At 45.1% G+C, this 23,690-nt stretch carries 17 protein-coding genes; 15 read left to right on the top strand and 2 right to left on the bottom strand.

The features are described from left to right. Positions 1 to 76: 76 nt before the first annotated feature. The 9 genes from RA086_RS09135 to RA086_RS09095 all read left to right on the top strand — a co-directional run bounded on the left by RA086_RS09135 (position 77) and on the right by RA086_RS09095 (position 15,737). Entirely contained in the window at positions 77 to 973 is an 897-nt protein-coding gene (locus RA086_RS09135; RefSeq protein WP_308703492.1) for a helix-turn-helix domain-containing protein, read from the top strand. 20 nt (positions 974 to 993) lie between these two features. Next, positions 994 to 1,578 carry a CDP-diacylglycerol--glycerol-3-phosphate 3-phosphatidyltransferase gene (pgsA, locus tag RA086_RS09130; protein WP_308703491.1) on the top strand — a complete coding sequence of 195 codons (585 nt, stop codon included), beginning with the start codon at positions 994 to 996 and terminating at the stop codon, positions 1,576 to 1,578. 131 nt (positions 1,579 to 1,709) lie between these two features. Beyond that, positions 1,710 to 2,972, top strand: a complete 1,263-nt coding sequence (locus RA086_RS09125) for a competence/damage-inducible protein A (RefSeq protein ID WP_308703490.1) — start codon at positions 1,710 to 1,712, stop codon at positions 2,970 to 2,972. A 91-nt stretch (positions 2,973 to 3,063) separates the two neighbouring features. Further along, positions 3,064 to 4,173: a recombinase RecA gene (recA, locus tag RA086_RS09120; RefSeq protein ID WP_308703489.1), complete on the top strand. Its 1,110-nt coding sequence runs from the start codon at positions 3,064 to 3,066 to the stop codon at positions 4,171 to 4,173. A 227-nt stretch (positions 4,174 to 4,400) separates the two neighbouring features. Next, positions 4,401 to 5,960 carry a ribonuclease Y gene (gene rny, locus RA086_RS09115; RefSeq protein WP_308703488.1) on the top strand — a complete coding sequence of 520 codons (1,560 nt, stop codon included), beginning with the start codon at positions 4,401 to 4,403 and terminating at the stop codon, positions 5,958 to 5,960. A 343-nt stretch (positions 5,961 to 6,303) separates the two neighbouring features. Next, complete coding sequence (locus RA086_RS09110; RefSeq protein WP_308703487.1) at positions 6,304 to 7,110, top strand: TIGR00282 family metallophosphoesterase; 807 nt, start codon at positions 6,304 to 6,306, stop codon at positions 7,108 to 7,110. 52 nt (positions 7,111 to 7,162) lie between these two features. Next, positions 7,163 to 9,802, top strand: coding sequence for a DNA mismatch repair protein MutS (gene mutS / locus RA086_RS09105; RefSeq protein WP_407659091.1), 2,640 nt, complete (start codon positions 7,163 to 7,165; stop codon positions 9,800 to 9,802). A gap of 23 nt (positions 9,803 to 9,825) precedes the next feature. Next, positions 9,826 to 11,829: a DNA mismatch repair endonuclease MutL gene (gene mutL / locus RA086_RS09100; RefSeq protein ID WP_308703485.1), complete on the top strand. Its 2,004-nt coding sequence runs from the start codon at positions 9,826 to 9,828 to the stop codon at positions 11,827 to 11,829. 839 nt (positions 11,830 to 12,668) lie between these two features. Next, on the top strand, positions 12,669 to 15,737 hold the full coding sequence (locus RA086_RS09095) for a YfhO family protein (protein ID WP_308703484.1): 3,069 nt from the start codon (positions 12,669 to 12,671) through the stop codon (positions 15,735 to 15,737). Positions 15,738 to 16,167: 430 nt separating this feature from the next. Here RA086_RS09095 and RA086_RS09090 read toward each other — a convergent pair whose 3' ends face one another. Beyond that, the gene (locus RA086_RS09090) at positions 16,168 to 16,752 is read right to left on the bottom strand and encodes a hypothetical protein (protein ID WP_308703483.1); all 585 of its coding nucleotides are present in this window, start codon (positions 16,750 to 16,752) and stop codon (positions 16,168 to 16,170) included. Positions 16,753 to 17,005: 253 nt separating this feature from the next. After that, positions 17,006 to 17,527: a DUF1015 family protein gene (locus RA086_RS09085; protein WP_308703482.1), complete on the bottom strand. Its 522-nt coding sequence runs from the start codon at positions 17,525 to 17,527 to the stop codon at positions 17,006 to 17,008. Positions 17,528 to 17,686: 159 nt separating this feature from the next. On the opposite strand from RA086_RS09085, the gene ruvA reads away from it, so the two are divergent. The 6 genes from ruvA to RA086_RS09055 all read left to right on the top strand — a co-directional run bounded on the left by ruvA (position 17,687) and on the right by RA086_RS09055 (position 23,666). Next, positions 17,687 to 18,295 (top strand): Holliday junction branch migration protein RuvA, encoded by a 609-nt coding sequence (gene ruvA / locus RA086_RS09080; protein WP_308703481.1) that lies wholly within the window; start codon positions 17,687 to 17,689, stop codon positions 18,293 to 18,295. Between the two features lie 10 nt (positions 18,296 to 18,305). Further along, positions 18,306 to 19,316: a Holliday junction branch migration DNA helicase RuvB gene (gene ruvB, locus RA086_RS09075; RefSeq protein ID WP_308703480.1), complete on the top strand. Its 1,011-nt coding sequence runs from the start codon at positions 18,306 to 18,308 to the stop codon at positions 19,314 to 19,316. A 16-nt stretch (positions 19,317 to 19,332) separates the two neighbouring features. Then, a complete protein-coding gene (queA, locus tag RA086_RS09070; protein ID WP_308703479.1) occupies positions 19,333 to 20,367 on the top strand; it encodes a tRNA preQ1(34) S-adenosylmethionine ribosyltransferase-isomerase QueA in 1,035 nt (344 codons plus the stop codon). Positions 20,368 to 20,538: 171 nt separating this feature from the next. Continuing rightward, entirely contained in the window at positions 20,539 to 21,681 is a 1,143-nt protein-coding gene (gene tgt / locus RA086_RS09065; RefSeq protein ID WP_308703478.1) for a tRNA guanosine(34) transglycosylase Tgt, read from the top strand. A gap of 72 nt (positions 21,682 to 21,753) precedes the next feature. Further along, positions 21,754 to 22,188 carry a preprotein translocase subunit YajC gene (gene yajC / locus RA086_RS09060; RefSeq protein WP_308703477.1) on the top strand — a complete coding sequence of 145 codons (435 nt, stop codon included), beginning with the start codon at positions 21,754 to 21,756 and terminating at the stop codon, positions 22,186 to 22,188. A 203-nt stretch (positions 22,189 to 22,391) separates the two neighbouring features. Continuing rightward, complete coding sequence (locus RA086_RS09055; RefSeq protein WP_308703476.1) at positions 22,392 to 23,666, top strand: hypothetical protein; 1,275 nt, start codon at positions 22,392 to 22,394, stop codon at positions 23,664 to 23,666. The last annotated feature ends 24 nt before the right edge of the window (positions 23,667 to 23,690 follow it).

Here is a 23,690-nt window from a genome sequence, read left to right as displayed (position 1 = left end):
CCGACAATTGAGTCGGCTGTGATATACTATGAAACGAAAGATTTCGAAAATAGACTTAGGGTGGAGAAAAAGTCAAATGAGTGAAAATGAAGAGAAGAGTACCATTGGTGCGCGGCTAAAAACTGCACGAACGACTAAGGGATTAACCATTGATGATTTGCAACAAATCACCAAAATCCAGAAGCGTTATTTGATTGCGATTGAAGATGGCGAGTTTGATAAGTTGCCAGGGGATTTCTATGTCCGGGCTTTTATTAAACAATACGCGGATACCGTTGATCTTGATGGCAATGCTTTGCTTGAAGAATATCGCGACGAGTTACCAAAAACTGAAACAGAAACGATCGTTAAGAATGTGGATGAGGTCCAGCCAACCCGGACGAGTTCACGCGAACAACCGAATACACCAGCTGGGCGTGTTCGTAACTATTTGCCAACGATTATCGTGACGGCGATTGTGGTACTCATTTTGCTATTTATCTGGTTTATGGCGGTGAGAACGCATGCTGGTTCCGGTTCAGCGGCAAGTTCAAGTAGTTCAACGACCGAAGTGTCCAGTTCTAAGGCCAATAGTAGCAGTAAAATTGCTAGTTCTAAAAAGGCTGCTAGCAGCAGTAGCGCTGCCAAAGCTAGTTCTGAAAAGAAAGCCAAAGCAGATGAACAGACGATTAAAGCAGATGGCGATAGTGACACCGCTTATACGTTAACGAATGGTGCGGATAAGAATAAAGTCACTTTTAAAGCCACTAAATCTGCCTGGATGTCGGTGACAACTGACGGTACCCAGACTTGGCAAGGCACGTTGACTGCGAATGGTAGTCATGATGTGACGTTACCAAGCAATGCTAAGACGGTTAAGCTTCAATTTGGAAATGCCACGGCGACCTCAGTAACGATTAATGGCAAGAAATTTGATTTCAATCCAAAGAATAGTTCGTCACAAGTACGGACGATTACTTTAACCATTAAATAGCCGTTACGGAGGAAAACTGAATGAATTTACCCAATAAATTAACTGTATTTCGAATTATTTTAATCCCTGTGTTCATCCTGATCATGGTCTTACCATTAAGTTGGGGTCAAGTGGTCTGGGCGGGGACGACCATTCCCGTCACCCAAGTGGTTGCAACGATTATTTTTGCGGTCGCTTCGTTGACGGATTTGGCAGATGGCAAGATTGCCCGTGGGCAACATCTAGTTACTAACTTTGGTAAATTTGCTGATCCATTGGCCGACAAAATGTTGGTTATGACGGCTTTTATCATTTTGGTACGGATGAATTTAGCCCCTGACTGGGTGGTTGCCATTATCATGTGTCGTGAACTAGCTGTGACTGGTTTACGGTTATTGATTGTTGAAAACAATGGTAAGGTCATGGCGGCAGCGATGCCTGGTAAGATTAAAACGACCACGCAAATGATCGCGATTATCTTTCTACTGTTGAATAACGTCTTATTTGACGCCATCAACATCCCATTTGCCTTGATCATGTTATATATTTGCTTATTCTTTGTGATTTACTCCGGCATCGACTATTTCGTCCAAAATCGAGACGTCTTTGCGGATGGGTTTAAATAGCACTGATGATTCACTGACTGCGACAACGAGTCAGTGAATTTTTTTGAGCACTTTTGATGGAGGCATGACTCAAATTTCGTATATACTTAATGTAACCAGTCAAAACGGTTATGAGGAGGAATTAATTTTTCATGCAAGCAGAAATAATTGCAGTTGGTACCGAGATTTTGCTCGGTCAGATTACTAATACCAATAGCACTCATATTGCACAAGGTCTCGCTGAGCTTGGTATTGAAAGCTATTACCAAACAGTCGTTGGTGATAACCCAGAACGGTTGGCTAGTGTGATTGAAATCGCTGCCCGTCGAAATGATTTGGTGATTTTATCTGGTGGTCTCGGCCCAACCAAAGATGATTTAACCAAGCAAACGTTGGCTCAGTATTTAAACGTCTCGTTAGTAGAAGATGCGCACGCGATGACGGTGATCGATGATTACTTTAAGACCACTGGGAAAATCATGACCGCCAATAACCGGATTCAAGCCTTGTATCCGGCCGGTGCAACACCTTTGACCAATCATAATGGGATGGCAGTGGGGGCCTTCTATCGCTCACCAGATTCGGCCGACTTTTTGCTGTTACCAGGGCCACCCCGTGAAATGACTAAGATGTTTGATACGGAGGCCAAGCCTAAATTACAAGCGGCCTATGGGCAACAAGCACAGATCTATTCACGGGTCTTGCGGTTCTTTGGTATTGGTGAATCTAAGCTAGTGACCGAGTTGCAAGCTTTGATCGATGATCAACAAGCAGTGACGATTGCCCCATATGCTAAGACGAACGAGGTCACGCTGCGGATCAGCGCCCAAGCTGAGTCACAAGCAGCGGCTAAAGCGGCTTTAGATGCCGTTGAAAATCAAATCAAGGCCAAAGTTGGCGACTACTTTTATGGGTATGGCGATGACAACTCGCTTGCCAAAGTCGTTATTAAAACCATGATTGCCCGTCGTTTAAGCTTAACCGCAGCCGAGAGTTTAACTGCCGGTGAATTCCAAAGTACCATTGGTGGCGTTCCGGGCGTCTCAGAAATCTTTCCAGGTGGCTTTGTGACCTATGCGAATGCGGTAAAGCATCAATTGGTACAGGTTCCACAAACTACAATTGATCAAGATGGTGTCGTTTCTGAAGCGACGGCGATCGCCATGGCGGATGGGGCCCGTACCCAGCTACAAACGGATGTCGCGCTGAGCTTCACCGGCGTTGCAGGTCCAGATGAGCTTGAAGGCCAACCAGCTGGTACGGTATGGATTGGTCTGGCGTATCGTCAACAGCCGACGACTGGGCACTTGTATCACTTTGCCGGCGACCGGCAAAAGATTCGTGAGCGCAGTGTGATGGCCGGATTAGACCTGTTACGGCATGCTTTAACAGCTGAGCAGCCAACTGAAAAATAAACCGAACTTTTGTTCGCTTTTTGCTTGCATTTCTGCAATTGAACAGCTATGATATTAAGAGTTAAGAGCGAGAACCAAAGGAGGAAATAATTTGGCTGATGCACGGCAAGCAGCACTAGATGCTGCCCTAAAAAAGATTGAAAAGAACTTTGGGAAAGGCTCCATTATGCGGATGGGGGATGCGGCTAACACCGAAATCTCTACCATTTCAAGTGGGTCATTAGCCTTAGATGATGCGTTAGGGGTCGGTGGTTATCCACGTGGCCGAATCGTTGAAATCTATGGCCCAGAAAGTTCTGGTAAGACGACTGTTGCGTTGCACGCTGTGGCTGAAGTGCAAAAGCAAGGCGGGACAGCGGCTTATATTGATGCAGAAAACGCGTTGGATCCCGTTTATGCGGAACACTTAGGCGTTAATATTGACGACTTATTGCTCTCGCAACCAGATACTGGTGAACAAGGCCTAGAAATTGCGGATGCCTTGGTTTCCAGTGGTGCGGTTGACATCTTAGTCATTGATTCTGTGGCGGCATTAGTCCCACGGGCTGAAATTGAAGGCGAAATGGGTGATGCCCACGTTGGGTTACAAGCACGTTTGATGTCACAAGCGTTGCGGAAACTCTCTGGGACTTTAAATAAAACTAAAACGATTGCGTTATTTATTAACCAAATTCGTGAAAAAGTTGGGGTTATGTTTGGTAACCCTGAAGTGACACCTGGTGGTCGGGCTTTGAAATTCTACGCGACTATTCGTTTGGAAGTTCGTCGCGCAGAACAGATCAAAGATGGGACCGATATTATCGGGAACCGTGTGCGTATCAAAGTGGTCAAAAATAAGGTTGCGCCGCCATTTAAGCGTGCCGAAGTTGATATCATGTATGGTCATGGGATTTCACAAACTGGTGAAATCGTCGACATGGCTGCTGATAAGGACATTGTTAAGAAGAGTGGTTCTTGGTACTCTTACGGTGAAGATCGAATTGGTCAAGGCCGTGAGAATGCGAAGAAGTATTTGGAAGAGCATCCTGATGTGATGGCTGAAATTCGGACTAAGGTTCGTAAGGCCTATGGGATGGATGCTGCGACCAAAGAAGAAGCTGAAATGACGGAAGACAAATCAAAGTCGAAGTCTAAAGCTAAAGCTGAACCAACCACGCTTGATCTCAAAGATGACCCTAAAACGGCCAAAGAAACTAAATAAGTTTGCAGTTAACGTCCAAAGCGGTTGCTTTGGGCGTTTTGTGTCTTCTAAAAGGTGATTTGGACAGGCAAACCGATAGACTAAACACGCACTCACATAAGACTTTAAGTTGACACTACTAGTTTCAAACATTAGAATAACAAGTGTGTAAGTAATCAAAATATAACATCTGAAAATTTGTAGTTGATTTTATGTTAACTGGATTTTGGTGATGCGGAGGTGGAAACATGAATGTTTTCGGGTTAATCCTCGCAGTCATCGCGATTGTTGTCGGCTATGGGATTGGTTATTATGTTCGTAAGAATGTCCATGAAAAAGAATTGGACGTGGCCAAGAACACCGCCGAAGGTATTATTTCTGAGGCTAAGAAAGCAGCTGTGACTCAAAAGAAAGAAAAAGTCCTCGAAGCAAAAGAGGAGAGTCATCGCTATCGAACTGAAGTTGAAGGCGAGTTGAAGCAACGACGGAATGAAGTGCAAAAGCAAGAAGACCGTCTGTTACAACGCGAAGAAACTTTGGACCACAAAGAAAATACTTTTGAAAAACGCGAAGATGCTTTGGGCAAAAAAGAAGATAAAATTGCCACAGAGCAAAAACGGGTTGAGCAACAGCAACAAAGTGCAGCTTCACTAATCACGCAACGTCAAGCAGAATTAGAAAAGGTCGCCGCCTTGTCACAAGACCAAGCGCGGGAACGGATTTTAACGCAAACGCGGGATCAATTAACGCATGAGCGAGCCGTGATGATCAAAGAAAGTACGGACGAGGTCAAATCTCAGTCTGAAAAAGAAGCTAAAAACTTAATTGTTCAAGCGATTCAGCAGAGTGCCGCCGATATGGTTTCTGAAACGACGGTCTCTGTCGTCTCGTTACCAAATGATGACATGAAGGGCCGGATTATTGGCCGTGAAGGTCGCAATATTCGGACGCTAGAAACGTTGACGGGGATCGATTTAATTATCGATGACACGCCGGAAGCGGTCGTTTTGAGTGGCTTTGATCCAATTCGACGTGAGATTGCTAAAATTGCGCTCGAAAAATTAATTCAAGACGGTCGGATTCATCCGGCTCGGATTGAAGAGATGGTTGAAAAAGCCCGTAAAGAAATGGACGAGAAGATTCGTGAGACCGGTGAACAGACTGTCTTCGATTTAGGCTTGCATGGGATGCATCCTGATTTGATCAAGTTAGTCGGTCGCTTGAATTATCGGACGAGTTACGGACAGAACGTATTGAGTCATTCGATTGAAGTTGCGAAGTTGGCGGGTGTCTTGGCCGCTGAACTTGGTGAAGATGTTACTGTAGCGAAACGCGCAGGATTATTACACGATATTGGTAAGGCTGTCGATCACGAGATCGAGGGTTCCCACGTTGAAATTGGCGTGGAATTAACAACAAAGTACAAAGAAAGTCCAGTTGTAATCAATACGATCGCGTCCCATCATGGGGATGTCGAGGCGAAATCGATTATTGCTGTGTTGGTTGCGACGGCGGATGCAATTTCTGCTGCCCGGCCAGGTGCTCGAAGCGAGTCGTTGGAGAATTATATTCATCGACTTGAAAAACTTGAAGCGATTGCTAATGATGAAGATGGTGTCAAGAAGAGCTATGCGATTCAGGCGGGTCGTGAGATTCGAGTTATCGTTAAGCCAAAAGAGATTTCTGATTTACAGGCAACTGTTTTGGCTCACGATATTAAAAAGCAAATTGAAAATGAACTTGAATATCCTGGCCACATTAAAGTTACCGTGATTCGGGAAGTTCGAGCAGTTGACTACGCTAAATAAACCAGAATTGAGTCTGAGACTTCGGTCTTGGACTCTTTTTGGCTTGTTTTAGTAATTGTCCGTCTCCGCGGACACCAGCTTGTGAGATCGCTCTTTGGCTCACAAACGTGGCCACCAGTTCCAGCATCAGTCCAGACCAGCCGGAACGGCAAGCTAAGTCAATGCTTATTAATATGATTGCTACACCATACTAAGTTGAATTTAATCTGGAAATAAGGTTTCAGGGCATGTCGTGGGAATCGTCTCAAGGCTTGGCCTGAAATTTTATTGTGAACCACTGGCCACTTTTTAACTCATTTAATGCTAAAATAATGGTTATAACGTTAAAACAAGGGAGCAACATATGCGAATTTTATTTGTCGGCGATGTCATGGGTGAAGTGGGTCAGAATGCGATTGCGACGTACTTGCCAAAATTAAAGCGGCGTTACAAACCGCAAGTGACGATCGTGAATGGTGAAAATGCCACCAAGGGTCGTGGCATCAATCAAGAAGTTTATAAGGCCTTTTTGACGGCGGGTGCAGATGTGATTACGATGGGGAACCACACTTGGGATAACAATGAGATCTTTGACTTCATTGGTGATGCCAAGAAGCTGGTACGTCCCCTAAACTTCCCAACGGCGACCACACCGGGGAAAGGGTACACGATGGTCAATGTGAATACTGAAAAGTTGGCCGTAATCAATTTGCAAGGAAATGTCTTCATGGGGCAAAACCTCGCGAATCCATTTATCACGGTGATGCCATTGGTCAAAGAGTTACGCCAGCAAACACCGAATATTTTTATTGATCTGCACGCTGAAACCACGAGTGAAAAAGAAGCGATGGCCTGGTATTTGGATGGCCAAGTCAGTGCGGTGATTGGAACGCATACCCATGTCCAGACGAGTGATAATCGGGTCTTACCGGAAGGCACAGCCTTTTTAAGTGACGTTGGCTTTACCGGCCCCTATAATGGCATTTTAGGGATGACGCGCGAAAATGTGATTGGGCGGTTCTTAGAACAGATGCCGACCCGCTTTAACGTGCAAGAGGATAGTCCAGCAGTCTTGTCTGGCTGTCTCATCGACGTTGATGGTAAAACTGGGCATGCCAAGAAGATTCAACGACTGTTGATCAACCCAGACCATCCTTATTTTGATGATTAATTTGAGATAGAAAGTAGGAACTAAGTTGCCACAAAAAACAAACGACACGCCGATGATGCGTCAATATTTTGCTGTGAAAAATCAATATCCAGACGCATTTTTATTCTATCGGCTGGGTGACTTTTATGAAATGTTTTATGACGACGCGATTAAAGGTGCGCAATTGTTGGAATTAACGTTGACGACGCGGAATCATTCCGCCGCCAATCCGATTCCAATGTGTGGCGTTCCTCATCGAGCCGTGCAAAATTATATTGATATTTTAGTTGATAAAGGGTATAAAGTTGCGATTTGTGAGCAGATGGAAGACCCTAAGTTAGCGAAAGGCATGGTCAAACGGGAAGTCATTCAATTAGTGACACCGGGGACGACGCTTGAACGGGGCGCAGAACAAGCCAAATCCAATAATTATTTGACCGCATTGATCCAACAGGATGATCAGTTTGGGTTTGCTTATGCGGACCTCTCAACTGGGGAACTCAAAACCAGTTTACTCACCACCAATGACACCTTGATCAATGAACTGACCAGTTTGCAGACCAAAGAAATCGTGGTGGATGACTCTGTTTCATCAGATTTACGCGACCAAATCAAAAATTTGGGAATCTTAGTTTCAGAACAAAACCAAGTGGAACCACAAGCAGAATTGAGTTATTTGACGCAAGATTTAACGGTGGCGTTAGAGACTAAAGTCGTTGAGCATTTGTTGATGTATATCAACGTGACGCAGAAACGTAGCTTGGCCCATTTACAAAAAGCAATTGCTTATGAGCCATCCTACTTTTTGAAGCTAGATCATAATTCTAAGTATAATTTGGAATTAATGCGTTCAATTCGAACTGGCAAGAAGCAAGGCACCTTATTGTGGCTATTGGATGAAACCAAGACCGCGATGGGCGGCCGGTTATTGAAACAGTGGTTGGATCGACCTTTGATCGTCAAAAAGGACATTGAAACGCGCCAAAATAAAGTTGCCGCATTGTTAGATCATTATTTTGAACGCAGTAATTTACAAGAAGAACTCGTTAAAGTTTACGATTTAGAACGGCTAGCTGGCCGTGTCGCCTTTGGTAGTGTCAACGGCCGCGACTTGATTCAGTTAAAGACGTCGCTACGACAAGTGCCTAAAATCAGTTATATTTTGTCTGAACTGGATGAAAAAGTCTTTAACGATGAGGTAAGTCATTTAGACCCGGTTGAAGATGTCGCGGATTTAATTGATCAAGCCATTGTTGAAGAAGCGCCGTTATCAGTGACGGATGGTGGTGTGATCAAGGATGGTTACGATGACCAGCTGGATCAATATCGAGATGCTATGAACAACGGTAAAAAGTGGATTGCGGCGCTGGAAGCCAAAGAACGCGAAATTACCGGAATCAGGAATTTGAAGATTGGTTTTAATCGTGTTTTTGGCTACTATATTGAAGTGACGAAGGCCAATTTGGCACAATTGCCAGAGGATCGCTATGAACGTAAGCAAACGTTGACGAATGCGGAGCGTTTCAGTACACCAGAGCTAAAAGAGCACGAGAGCCTGATCTTAGAAGCTGAGAGCCATTCTACTGAGTTGGAGTATCAACTATTCACTAAGGTGCGTGAGACCGTTAAAGGCGCAATCAAGCGGCTTCAAACGTTAGCTAAAGCGGTGGCAGCAATTGACGTCTTGCAAAGTTTTGCGGTTGTCAGCGAAGATTATCGGTTTGTGCGGCCAACTTTGACGAAGTCGCATGATCTAAACATTGTGGAGGGTCGTCATCCTGTCGTTGAAAAGGTCATGGGTAATCAAAGTTATGTGCCTAACGACGTTAAAATGAGGCCGGCGGAAACAGTCTTACTGATTACTGGACCCAATATGTCCGGTAAAAGTACTTACATGCGGCAATTAGCGTTGACTGTAATCATGGCACAGATGGGGTGTTTTGTTCCCGCTAAAGAAGCACAACTGCCAATCTTTGATCAAATCTTTACACGGATTGGGGCTACGGATGACCTGATTTCTGGGCAAAGTACGTTTATGGTCGAAATGCAGGAGGCCAATAATGCGTTGCAGCATGCCACGGCGAATAGTTTGATCTTATTTGATGAAATTGGTCGTGGGACGGCTACCTATGATGGGATGGCCCTAGCTCAAGCAATTATTGAATTTGTGCATAACAATATTCATGCTAAAACGTTATTTTCAACGCATTATCATGAATTGACTGCCTTAGATCAAGAATTGACGGGGTTACGGAATGTCCATGTCGGGGCCACCGAACAAAATGGCGAGCTAGTTTTCTTACACAAAGTTGAAACTGGTGCCGCCGATAAATCCTACGGGGTGCATGTAGCTAAGCTTGCGGGTATGCCAACGGCGTTATTGAAACGTGCTAACACTATTTTGACCAGTCTGGAAAGTCAAACGAGTACGGTCTCAGTTACCGGTACGTCGGGTCAAGCACCAGCGGCTGACGCGAGTCCAGTGACAGCGGTAGTCGATGCGGTGACTGAACCGGTGGTGAGTGAAGCACCGGCAACCGTCGCGGCACAACCAGCACCGGAAGAGCAATTATCATTATTCAGCGAACCGACGCTGACGGACCCTAAAGGTGAAAAAGTGTTACAACAACTTAAAACGTTGAACTTAATGGCGATGACGCCGATGGACGTGATGAACCAGTTATACAAGTGGCAACAAAAGTTAGGTCAGTAATTATTGTAAAGGAGCCGATGGCAATGGGAAAAATCCATGAATTAGCGTCCGTTTTAGCGGATCAAATCGCCGCTGGGGAAGTTGTGGAACGACCAGCATCGGTGGTTAAAGAACTGGTTGAAAATGCGCTTGATGCGCAGGCAACCCAAATAGATGTGTTGGTTTTAGAATCTGGTGTTCAGTCGATTCGGGTGATCGATGATGGTGAAGGAATTGCTGACGAAGATGTCCTCACGGCATTTAAACGGCATGCCACCAGTAAAATCACGTCGCGTGAAGATTTATTCCGCGTGCATTCGCTCGGTTTTCGTGGCGAAGCTTTACCTAGCATCGCGTCAGTCGCGGATGTGGTCTTGGCGACGAGTACCGGGAAGACTGGAACAAGTATTCACTATCGTGGGGGAAAGTTGCTCAAACAAGCCCCCGCACCGTTGCGACAAGGCACAGATATTACAGTGACGGATCTTTTTTTCAATACACCGGCACGATTAAAATATTTGAAGTCACCGCAAACGGAACTCGCTAACATTGTCGATATCGTCAATCGGCTGGCATTGAGCTATCCTGCTGTCGCTTTTCGGTTAGTTCATAACAGTAAAGAATTATTGAAGACTGCCGGACGGGGCGATCTACAACAAGTTATTGCGGGGATCTACGGTGTCCAAAACGCGCGCAAAATGGTGGCAATTAAAGGGGCCACCGCTGACTATGAGTTATCTGGTTACGTTGCCTTACCAGAATTGACGCGTGCCAGTCGCCAATATATTACGGTTTTGATTAACGGTCGTGCGATTAAGAATCAACAATTGACGAAGGCTGTGATCAAAGGCTACGGGTCTAAATTAATGGTCGGTCGGTATCCAATTGCGGTGATTGCGCTTAAAATGGACCCCTTGTTAGTTGATGTGAATGTGCATCCAACGAAACAAGAAGTGCGTTTGAGCAAAGAACCTGAGTTGGCCGCCTTGATTAGCACGACGATCACGGAGCGATTAGCCAATGTTAATTTAATTCCGTCGGCACTGACCAATTTGGGCAGTCATCGGCGCGAACGCTTGAATACTGACCAATTGGCTATCGACTTGAATGCGGCTTCTTCACAGTATCAAGTTAAGTCGCAACCAGCGATGAGTCAAGCGGTGCCATCATTAGCGCCATCTGCCGTTGAAATGACTGCGGAAACGCCGACGACAGCGAGTTCAGAGACGTTGACTTCGGCTGTGCCAGAAACTGAATCAGTTGCGACGATGCCAATCATGATCAGTGATCGACGTGAACTCGATAATACGGCGGTAGCGGCCTTTGATGATCGTTATCAAGCTGAACAGGTCGGTTTACCATTTGGCCCAACTAAGCCAGCTAAAACGGTGGCGATTGAACCCGCGACTAAAGAGACGGCGACCCCAGCGACCACTGAGCGTTTTCCAGAATTGCGTTATCTTGGTCAGATGCACGGGACGTATTTGTTAGCCGAAGCGGATGACGGCATGTATATTTTGGATCAACATGCTGCACAAGAGCGCATTAATTATGAATATTATCGGCAAGCAATTGGTGAAGTGAGCCCAGACCAACAGAACTTGTTAGTCCCAATCATTTTAGATTATCCAACCAGTGATGTGTTGAAAATCAAAGAGCAATTGCCACTCTTGGATGAACTAGGGATCAAGCTGGAAGCATTTGGGGGCAATAGTTTTATTGTTCATTCGCATCCAACTTGGTTTAAAGCGGGACAAGAAGAGGACACCTTGCGTGAAATGATTGATTGGGTGCTACAAGATGGCAAGTTGACTGTCGCTCAGTTCCGTGAAAAGTCAGCCATTATGATGTCGTGTAAACGGGCCATCAAGGCTAATCATCATTTGGATGATCAGCAAGCACGGGCGTTATTAAAAAAGCTACCAACTTGTGAGAATCCATTTAATTGCCCACACGGTCGCCCAGTAACGGTTCATTTCACTAACACTGATATGGAAAAAATGTTCAAGCGAATTCAAGATAACCATATTTCAGAAACTAATCATTGAGCTGGATTTGAAATACGGTAATGACTCAAAAGACCGGTAACACTTGAAATAGTCCAAGTGTTTATCGGTCTTTTTTTAAATGGTTGATTGGACATGATGGCCATTCAAAATTATTTAAGGATAGGCTTAACATGCCGCTCCGGTTGGTCTGGCTTGATGCTGGAACGTGGTGGCCACGTTTGTGAGCCAAAGGGCGGTCTCACAAGCCGGGCTTTTCCTAAGCTGGAAAGTTCACCAGCAGTCGAAACGTGTTCGACCCAACTGCGCCCTCCGCTTGCTACGCCATCACAACCACTCGGAAAACCACCGAGTCATTGTGATGACTAGGCAATGCTCAGGAGCAATCTGTTGGTCCTCACACTCTTGAAAAATTTCACCACTGAGCATCATCCAGCCCGCCCTGCGCTAATTAGTGATTCTAACAGCTACTAGTTTTTTGTTGGTATTAGGGTTATCAATATTCCTTTGCTTGAACCACTATTTGACGTCGGAGTGGACCAGTTCGTTCGCCGTGTCGAGACATTTAGCTGGGTGGTTTCCCCAGGTTAGTGTCTGGCCGACTTTTAAGACGTGGGCTGCGGCTTGAAAGCGCCCTGCAGACCGAACTTTGGCTGCAGGTCTGCCCCCACGGCGAACGTGCTGGTCAACGGAGACGGACAATGTACCACTTGTTTTGGGTTATATAGACGTCTAATTCAAGGGCATCTTTAGTACAAAAGTTTTAAGTTTCATCGCAACTGATACGATGACACGCAGTTTCATGGTAAAATTAAACCATTATTTTACTGAAATTAGACGGGGATCGTGGGTGACCGCGATTTGATGAAGGGGACCAGAACTTGATTAAATTACGAAAAATACCGCTATGGGTGAGTTACACGGTGATGTTTGTGCTCATTTGTGGTTTGACGTTTAGCAGCCTGTTCTTAGCAGGCCGGACGTTAATTTGGGAAGTTGACGGGATCGCGCAGCATTTTCCAATTTTATTGGAATTTCAGAAGATCCTGCAAAGTAATCCGTTGAAACTGTTTGGTTGGTCCTGGAACTTGGGGTTAGGGGCCGATCAGTTAACGACTTTTGCGTACTACGTAGTGGGGGATCCGTTTAATTATTTGGTGGCGTTTACCTCACGCGCATACTTGGAATTCACTTACCAAGCCCTGATTATTTTGCGCTTGTATTGTGCTGGTCTGGCGTTTCTGGGCTTTAGTAAGCAGTTCCACTTCAGTCGGTTGAGCCGGCTGATTGGGACGCTGACGTATACTTTTACGGCGTATACGTTTTACGTTGGGATGCACCATCCTTTCTTTATCTTACCGATGATCTGGTTTCCATTGCTCTGCTGGGCCATTGAAAGGGTCCTGCAGGGTAAAAATTGGCTGCCTGTGACGCTCATCACGGCGATGGTCATTACCAGCAACTTTTATTTTGCCTACCTGTTAGCTTTAGGGAGTCTGATCTATGCTTTCGTCCGTTTCTGGCAATTGACGCGTGAACACCGGATGCAATGCCGTTTCATGACGCTGTTTTGGCGATTGTTGATTGCGGTGACCTTGGGTGTGGCCATGTCTGGCGTTATTTTGGTGCCAACGATTTTGGCGATGCTCCATGCGACCCGGACAAGTTTTGACTTCGCGAACGGGTTGTGGACATATCCAATTAATTATTACGTTAACTTGCCAAACCGTTTATTAACGAACGGTGGGAGTGTGCAATATTGGGTCACGCTTGGCCTAAGTAGTATCAGTTTCTTAGGCGCGTTATTTACATTGAAACATTTTAAACGTTATTGGACCTTAAACTGGGTCTTAGTTGCGATGATGATTGGTATTTTAGTCCCAGGATTTGCCGCATTTTTTAACGTTTTGTCGACGCCTTCGAATCGTTGGTTGATGATGGCGACCTTAGTCTTTGCCTTAGCCACCATGATTTTTGTGGATGAAATGGCCCATTTAACTGCTGGTGACCTTAAATGGTTAGCTGGTATGAGTATTGGCCTGCTCGGACTGATTTGGGTGATCAACGGGTTATACTTAAATATTCGAAAACATGATATTGCCACTTATTTAATTTTGTTGGCACTCGTTGGCTTGTTGTTAGCGCAACGTTCGTTGAAGCTATCGCCACGACAATTTAGTTGGCTATTATTAGGATTGGTAACACTGAACCTCGCTAATAATGGTCTTGGCTGGATGAGTATCAATACTAACTCTAACAGTACGGAACAAATCCGGCGTGGGACTGCCATGAAATGGGTCAAGGGCTATTTGGACGATGCCCAGACTGGACTTGCCAAGTCTGGTTTTTATCGGACGGCATTAGGCCCCAGCTATTACACGATGCGTTCGGCTGAGAGTGACGTTCCCATAGTCTTGGGCACGCATACGGTTGGCTCGTATTTTTCAGTTCAAAGTGGTTATGTCGGCAAGTTAGCACAAGATTTAGGAAATGCCGAATACGCGATGAACTCACCACTGGGCACGTTGGATCAGCGAACCACGTTTAGCAATTTCTTGGGGGTCCGTTACTTGTTCGCCCGTGAAGACCAACTCAAAGGCCAAGCGTTACCGAGTGGCTATCAAGTGGTGAAAACGAAGCAGGGGGAACCTAAGATCTATGCGGATAAATTTATTTATGGGCTCAGTAATCATACCGGAACGGTGTTACTAGAATCCAAACGAGCGCTGCCATTGGTTTATACGCAGACGCAACAATTCTCCAAAAAGGCGTTTAAGCAACTATCCGCGACTGATCGTGAGCAAGCCCTCTTGCAAGGAGCCATGACGAGTCGCCGAGTTAAGGGTGTTAAGTCGATTACGCCAAAAGCTAAGAGTGAGAATGTGCCTTATACGGTACAGCTCGACGATACGACAATGTTGGATTCGACCGATAAAGTGATTATTTATCGTAATCAGCATGCGACTGGGAGTTCCAACAATCTTTTAAGCAAGTTACCCGCAGAGACTATCATTTTGACGCCGGAACAACGTGAGAGTTTGACGCCAGCAACGGGCATGACCAAGCCTTCGCAACGTTTGTTGAATCTGATTGCGGCAAATGTCGCGATATTTGATCAAGACGCAGAAGTTAATCAAGATGGGCTCAAACAGATGACCAGTGACGTGCAGGGCCATCAGTTACCTTATAATCTCACTATTACGAATCCAAAAAAGTATCGACATACTGAGCTGTACCTAGTTTTGGATGGCATTACTTATGAAAATTCTTCGATTAAGCACGCGATGAAAGTCGGCACAAATACGACGGTCTTCTCGGATCGACCAAATACTAAAGTCGATCAATTGAATCGTCTACGTGATGGCTTGAAGGGGAATCTGAGTGCGAGTGGCTATAGTTTGACTGCTCAAACGATGGACAACTTAGCGACCTTTAGCCAACTTGGGACGACCAATATGTCTGATTATGAGCGTCGAACTTCGGCAGTCATTAATCTTGGCTATAGCAAACATGCGCGCGAAAAGATCGTTTTGAATTTCACGCAAGTTCGCAATTTGAGATTTAAGTCTGCAAAATTAGTGGCGGTACCATTTGGTCGGTCATATACCAAGCAGACGACTAAGTTGCAGGAACAAGGCTTGAAAAATAGTCAAGTGACCGCAAACAAAATCACGGGAACAACTAATACCAATCAGGCTAGTGTGTTGACGACTAGTATTCCTTATTCAACCGGTTGGCAACTACAAGTTGACGGTAAAACGGTTAAAACTCAAATCGTTAATGATGCCTTTGTAGGGGCACGTTTGACTGCTGGGCGGCATACCATTAAGTTAACTTATACCACACCCGGTGTGAAACTAGGGACATGGTTGGCTGCCATTAGTTGGCTCATTGTTCTTGGCTTGGCTGGCTGGTTTGGGTTTAAATGGATTAAGGCGACTCGCAAGTAGCTAATGTGGTGTGGTTAATCACAATTGTAAGTATTTGCTTGATTTGCCGCTCTGGTTGGTCTGGACTGATGCTGGAACGTGGAGGCCACGTTTGTGAGCCAAAGTACGGTCTCACAAGCCGGCCTTTCTCTAGGCCGGAAATTCATCAACCAAGAGAAGATTCACCACTGAGCATCATCCAGCCCGCCCTGCGCTAATTAGTGATTCTAAAATCAATCAGACTTTCATCAGAACTAGTTTACCAATACCTTATTGATTAAAATCACTATTTAACGTCGGACTGGTCAACAGGGACGGCCCCATTAAAAAGTGATTTTAATGATGAATGGGACAACAGACTGGGTCGAACCTGGCTCAAATGACAAAAAGAACCGTCACAATGGTCAGCTGACTAATTGTGATGGTTCTTTTTAGGCACTATTTCATTGGTTTATTTTTGAGTTAAGCCTAACAGTTGTGCATGGACTTTAGCTGCATCCCAATGACCGTTTGCACGGGAATAATGTGGGATTTGGATGACGTCGCGCTGAGCGTATTGCGTTAATGGTTGGGCGGTTTTGGCACCCATGGCAATTAGGGTAGCGTCCGCGGGAATACCGAGTTCGTCCAGATGAGCTTCCAACTTGGTGACGTCTTTTTCGGTGAAAGTGACCTGTGTGCTGTCACTTTCGTTGATGCTGGCGAGGTCGGTCATGAAAGCACCCCAAGCCGCGGTCCCATAGACTGCGGCGGCTAAGCGATAGTCACTGCTTTGTTTACGACCATGGAAATTAAGAAAGTCACCATTAGGATGCTCAGTTCCAGCGTTACCTGGATTCATCCCAACCAACACGTATTTGACTTGTTTGAGGGCCGTTTCAAGATTGGCCGGAAGTAGTGTCGTTGGAAAGCTTTCTGGAACATAGACTTCGCCAAACAGCTTTTGGCGAGCTTCGTCAGATTTGTCAGTCAATGAATCTGTGGGAACTGTCCAGAGTGCCCAACTATCTTCTGTGGTAAATGGTAAGTTTGTCATATTAAGTAACCATCCTTTTTACAATAAGTTTTATCAATTGGCAACACACTAACCTAATTGATACCGTTATCATAAGCTTTGATTGCGACATGATATGTCATTAAACCGATTATTTTAAAAAAAGATGTCGTTTTTTTAGAAGCGCTGCTGTGAGCAGTTGTACTGAATTGACGAGATGATTTTGCTAAAGCTAAAACCGCCTGATCAGAACCCAGTGTGTTGAGTTCTGATCAGGCGGTTTTAGCCGTAAGGATTAAGGTGTCTTGAGTGCTAATTTAATCAAATGAGTCGGCACGGTGACTGGTGTTTTGAATTTAGCCCATTCGCTATCAGCGACTAACATGACTAAAGGGGTACTGGTTGTCGTTAGCCAGGTTTTATTAGGTTGAACGGGTGCCAAGGCTTCGGTAATATCGGTATTGACCGTCGTATCGGTAATTTGCCAGAGTCGATGTGTGACCCCCGCGTCGTCGGTGACTTCCAGCGCTTTTGGAAAGTGGCCCACCCAGTCATCAATTAGCATTTCAATGACCGGTTGCTTGGGGTAAAGCACCGTGTTGATGTCGGCTGGCACCATGGTTGAGACGGTCTGATTTTCAGGCCAACGGGCAATGAGACGCCATTGATGAACGCCATTTTGTGTCAGTTCATACCAATAGTAGCTACTATCGGCTTGCGTCTGTTCGTCTTGAGCAGACCAATTTTGATCGGTAGTTTTAATTTTCGTTAGGCCGGCCGTATTTGGCAGCACGGCGATAAAAGGTTTTAATTGCAAAATTATCTCCTCCATTGGGTTTGAGCATAGCATGTTCGGGGCCATTTGGGCAAGTCGGGATAATCGGTAAAATCATCAGTCGAAAGCTATCAAGCGAGGCTGAGAATGTGGTACAATTTAGCAAGCAAACATACGTTTTACTAAAGGAGAAAATTGACCGTGTATGAATATTTCTTAGGCCAGATCACCGATGTGACGCCCGGCTTCGTGGTAATCGAAGTGGCGGGCATCGGCTATAAAGTATTAACGGCCAACCCTTATCGTTATCAAGTCGGCGACGCTGCCGTCAAAATGTATATCCATCAAGCCGTCAGCGACAACGGTATGTCGCTGTTTGGGTTTTATGATGCGGATGAAAAAGCATTATTCGAAAAATTATTGAACGTCTCTGGGATTGGTCCTAAATCTGCGCTAGCGATTCTCGCTAATAATGACCATGCCGGTTTAATCCAAGCCATTAATCAGGGCAATGCCACGTACTTAACAAGTTTCCCAGGCGTAGGCAAGAAAACGGCACAACAAATTGTTTTAGACTTAAAAGATAAATTAAATGATCTTAACGTTGCGGTGACGGGACAAACGGCACTAGAAATGCCAACTGACTCGGCCGATGGCGCGTTATCAGATGCTTTGGCAGCGTTAGAAGCACTCGGTTACTCAGCTCGCGAGATCAAGAAGATTACAAAGAAACTAGAGGCCTTTAGCCAAACTAAGTCGGTGGATACGAACGACTTATTGAGTGAAGGCCTACGATTATTGACGAAGTAGGAGGGATCGCTTGGACGACGACAAATTATTATCTGGTGACAAAACGGATGCCGCCGAAGGGTCTTTAGAGAAGTCGCTTCGTCCGCAAACGCTGGCCCAATACATTGGTCAAGAGCGCGTCAAGCATGAGCTTGGGGTTTATATTGAGGCGGCTCGTAAACGTGAAGAGTCTTTAGATCACGTGTTGCTTTTTGGTCCCCCAGGCTTAGGGAAGACCACATTAGCCATGGTGATTGCCAACGAAATGCAAGTGCATATTCGAACGACCAGTGGGCCTGCCATTGAAAAGCCTGGTGATCTGGTGGCCCTCTTGAATGAATTGGAACCTGGTGATATCTTATTTATTGATGAAATTCATCGCTTACCCAAAATCGTGGAAGAAATGTTATATTCAGCGATGGAAGATTTCTTTGTCGATATCGTGGTTGGCCAAGGTCCGACCGCTCATCCGGTTCATTTTCCTTTACCACCATTCACCTTAATTGGTGCAACGACGCGAGCTGGGATGCTCTCAGCACCGTTGCGTGACCGTTTTGGGATCGTTGAGCACATGGAATACTATCAAGTGGCCGATTTGGAAGATATCGTTAAACGGACCGCTGATATTTTTGGAACCAGCATCAAGCCATCGGGTGCGCATGAAATTGCGCGTCGGTCGCGTGGCACGCCACGGATTGCGAACCGGCTGTTTAAACGGATTCGTGACTTTGCGGAAGTTGCCGATAAGGATGCCATTGATGAAGCCATCGTGAGTCGTTCATTGACTTATTTACGGGTCGATGACGCCGGTTTAAATGAAACAGATAACAAACTGTTGCGGACGATGTTAGAATATTATGATGGTGGACCGGTGGGGTTAGCCACGATTGCGGCGAACATCGGTGAAGAAACGGATACGATCGCTGAGGTCGTGGAACCTTATTTGCTACAAATTGGGTTCCTCAAACGAACACAACGCGGTCGGGTCGTCACATTAAAGGGTTATCAACACTTGGGTTTTCCATACCCAGAGAATAAATAGATTAGAGGTCACAGTAATGAGCTTAACGCTTGAAGATTTTGATTATGATTTACCACACGAATTAATTGCCCAAACACCAATTAAACAACGGGATTCATCTCGATTGTTAGAATTAGATCGCCAGACTGGTGAGATGCAGGATAAGCATTTTTACGATATTATCGATCAATTAAATCCTGGTGATGCCGTTGTCATGAATAATTCACGGGTCATGCCAGCCCGGTTGTACGGCGTTAAGCCTGAAACTGGTGGCCATGCCGAAGTATTGTTGTTACACAATACTGAAGGCGATGAATGGGAAACTTTGATGAAGCCTGCGAAGCGGGCACATGTCGGGACAGTCATTTCCTTTGGGGATGGCAAGTTAACTGCGACCGTCACTGCTGAAAAAGAAGATGGCATTCGACTCATTGAATTCCATTATGACGGCATTTTCATGGAAGTCCTTGAAAGCTTAGGGGAGACGCCCTTACCACCTTATATTAAGGAAAAGTTGGACGATCCTGATCGTTATCAAACCGTTTATGCTAAAGAAAACGGTTCCGCGGCGGCCCCAACGGCTGGGCTACATTGGACCAAAGACTTGTTACAAAAGGTTCAGGACAAGGGCGTTAAGTTAGTTTATTTAACGTTGCACGTTGGGTTAGGGACGTTCCGACCCGTTGAAGAAGATAATATTGAAGATCACAAGATGCACAGTGAATTCTATCGTCTAGATGAAGCTGCCGCCAAGACTTTAAATGAAGTCCGGGCGAATGGCGGTCGGATTATTGCCACCGGGACGACTTCGATTCGGACGCTTGAAACTGTTGGGACGAAGTTTAATGGTGAAATTAAGCCAGATTCTGGTTGGACCGATATCTTCATTAAACCAGGTTATCAGTGGAAAGTCGTTGATGCATTTATTACGAATTTCCATTTACCAAAATCAACCTTAGTCATGTTAGTGGCGGCGTTTACTGGTCGTGATATGATCTTAAATGCTTACCAACATGCGATTGATGAAAAGTATCGCTTCTTTAGTTTTGGCGATGCAATGTACATTCATTAGGAAAATCAGACTGAGACTGGAACTTAGTTGGTTCCGGTCTCTTTTTGGCCTAAGAGAGCTGGTCGAGCGTGTGTCAGTAGGCAATGCCAGTCCCGACTGCGCTGGCTCATGGCCTTGAATCGTGCTATGATATTGAAAGTTTAGAATGCAATTAACGGAGGCAAATTAGTGATGGAACCGGCAATTAAATACCGATTGATTAAAAAAGAAAAACATACTGGGGCACGTTTGGGTGAATTGATCACACCACACGGCACCTTTCCGACGCCAATGTTCATGCCTGTGGGAACGCAAGCAAGCGTGAAGTCCTTGGCACCGGAAGAATTAGACGCGATGGGTGCGGGCGTGATTTTATCGAACACCTATCACTTATGGTTACGTCCAGGTGAACAGATCGTGAAAGAAGCTGGCGGATTACACCAATTCATGAACTGGAAAAAGGGCATCTTGACCGATTCTGGCGGTTTCCAAGTTTTTTCATTAGCCAAGAACCGTGATATTACCGAAGAAGGGGTCCATTTTAAGGATCATCTGAGTGGTGCCAAACGCTTCCTCTCACCAGAAAAGGCGATCCAAGTTGAAAATGACTTAGGGCCAGATATTATGATGAGCTTAGACGAATGTCCACCATTCTTTGAAAGTTACGAGTACGTGCGCAATTCAGTTGCCCGGACGAGTCGTTGGGCGGAACGCGGTTTAAAGGCACACCAACATCCAGATTATCAAGGCTTATTTGGGATCGTTCAAGGGGCCGGTTTTAAGGACTTACGCGAACAGAGTGCTAAAGATCTGGTTAGCTTGGACTTTCCTGGTTACTCGATTGGTGGGCTGTCGGTTGGTGAATCAAAGGCTGAAATGAACCATGTGCTCGACTTCACGACGCCGCTATTGCCAGAAAACAAGCCACGCTATTTAATGGGTGTGGGTTCGGCGGATGCGTTAATTGACGGGGCGATTCGTGGTGTGGACATGTTTGACTGTGTCTTACCAACCCGAATTGCGCGTAATGGGACTTGCATGACGTCACATGGCCGACTAGTCGTCAAAAACGCCAAATATGCCCATGACTTTACGCCACTAGATGATAATTGTGATTGCTACACTTGCCGTAATTTCAGTCGGGCGTACATTCGGCATTTAATTAAAGCTGACGAAACGTTCGGATTACGGTTAACGAGTTATCATAATCTGTACTTCCTCTTACACTTGATGCAACAGGTTCGTCAGACTATTATGGATGATAATTTGCTAGAATTCCGCGAACACTTTTTTGAAATGTACGGTTTTAACAAGAAAAACGCTAAAAACTTCTAGGGATACTAGTAATTTATAGCGTAATTTGTTAAAGTTAAAGATAGTCAAACATAGATTAGGAGCGATACTTATATGGGTCAACTAACATCAGTTCTGTTCATTGTGGTCATGTTCGCATTCTTGTACTTCTTCATGATCCGTCCACAGAGAAAACAACAACAACAACATCAACAAATGCTTAGCAAGATCAAACGCGGCGATAAAGTTGCTACGATTGGTCGGTTACACGGCGTTGTCGACGAAGTTAACGAAGCTGAAAAAACCGTAACGTTAGACTGTGACGGCATTTTCTTAGTATTCGATTTAAGTGCCATTGCTAAAATTGCACCAAACGCGGATGCCGCTAAAGCCACAGCTGCTAAATCAGATGATACTGATCAAGCTGCCGATGACTCAGCCGATACGAACGAAAACCATATCGACTCAGCCGCAACTAGTAACGTTGATAGTGCCGCAACGACTGCTGATGATTCAGCCGCCAGTGATGCTGATAGCGAAGCTAAGTAAGCCGAACGATAACTTTATAATGGTTAATCGAGTTCAACCTGAAAATGGTTGAGCTTTTTTTTATCAAAAAATTTTTAAAAAGTCACTATAACGACATGTTGTGTCGTGATACTCTGATAAAATTTTAGTATAGTCAATTAAGCAAGACGTGGGAATTTGTTGGTAAGCTTACGATGAGTGGTTCAGCTAATGGAGGCTAAATAATGACAGTGACAAGTGAAGCGTTCAATCAATATCTAGAACAAAATAACTTAGGTGTTAATTATTATTCCTATTTTTATAGTGAAGCAAATCGGATTGACGCTGATTCGATGTCGAATCTAGTTGCGCCTGAAAAACATCGTCTAATCGAAAAACGCGGTCGTTATGACTTGTATGATGAGCATGGTGTGTTGTACATGCAAGGACGTGATAAGTACGATTTTGAACATTTGATACCGAAACTTTTGTCGGGGCAGAAACTGACGCCGCTAGACCTGGATGTCCCAAACTTGTCCGTGGTCATGGACTTGATTCATCAAGCCAATAAGCTCGGCTTCAGAGTGATTGGGTCAAATCAAAAACGTGAGACGGCTTGGAAAGTCGTTGATGATCGCTTGTTAATGCAGGCCGTGTTAGCTGATACTGATTATGCACAACTGGTCCAAGCTGTGATGGCAGACGGACCGGTAATGGTTAACCTGGAACATGACTTGGTCATGACTCAGCTTAAGCCGGCTGAAGTGGTCGAACAAGCCGCAACAGTTAGTTATGCGATCTTTGATGAAGACAATCAAATGATTATTAGTGGTTTTGGTTTGGAAAAGCTGGGTGCAGTCTTGTGTTGCTTGATTCTGGGGATTCGTCCAGAAGATATTGTGGCCTTACTCTTAATTCCACGAGGTATTGGTGCCGATCGATTGGCGCTTGCAAGCTTATTGTTTGAAGAACATCAGACGTCTGAATTGCGAGAAGTGACTAGTATCAGTGATATGAAGTTCCTAGAAAATGCCCCTATTATTAATGATGAAGATCATTATGTGGCCAAATACCGCTTCTATGATGCCGAGAAAAAAGTGGCTTGGAGTGATGAAATTGCGGATGTTTCCCTGACAATAACCATGTACTATCTTACTCACGAACAATCCGCCGACGTTCAGAAGGCAGGAAAAAAGTTATCAGATGCGTTACTTAAGCTCGCCCAGAAAAATGGGTTAGTGATCACGCGTTGTAGTCGACTCTTGGAAGACACCAGTATTGCTGACGAATTTAGTCTGGTTAATGGCGCTCTTGATGATTGCACGCTGACTCAAGAGCCGGGACGCTTCGATCAAGATCTAAGTGATCACCTATTTGAAACCGTCTATGGGTTGTACGATCACAGTACCGAAGGCGTGCAATATTATGATTTATCCTTTGGTGATCTAGTCACGACACTATTTGCAGGACTACGCATTGATGCAACCGGGACTCAGTCAATCAACCAAGAAAATAATTAACTGATTTACGGCCAGCTTTCGTCA

The sequence above is a fragment of the Lactiplantibacillus brownii genome, assembly GCF_031085375.1.
GTDB classification, from domain to species: Bacteria; Bacillota; Bacilli; order Lactobacillales; family Lactobacillaceae; genus Lactiplantibacillus; species Lactiplantibacillus brownii.
Note: the sequence above shows the minus strand (reverse complement) of the source record. Positions and strands in the feature narration are given on the sequence as shown.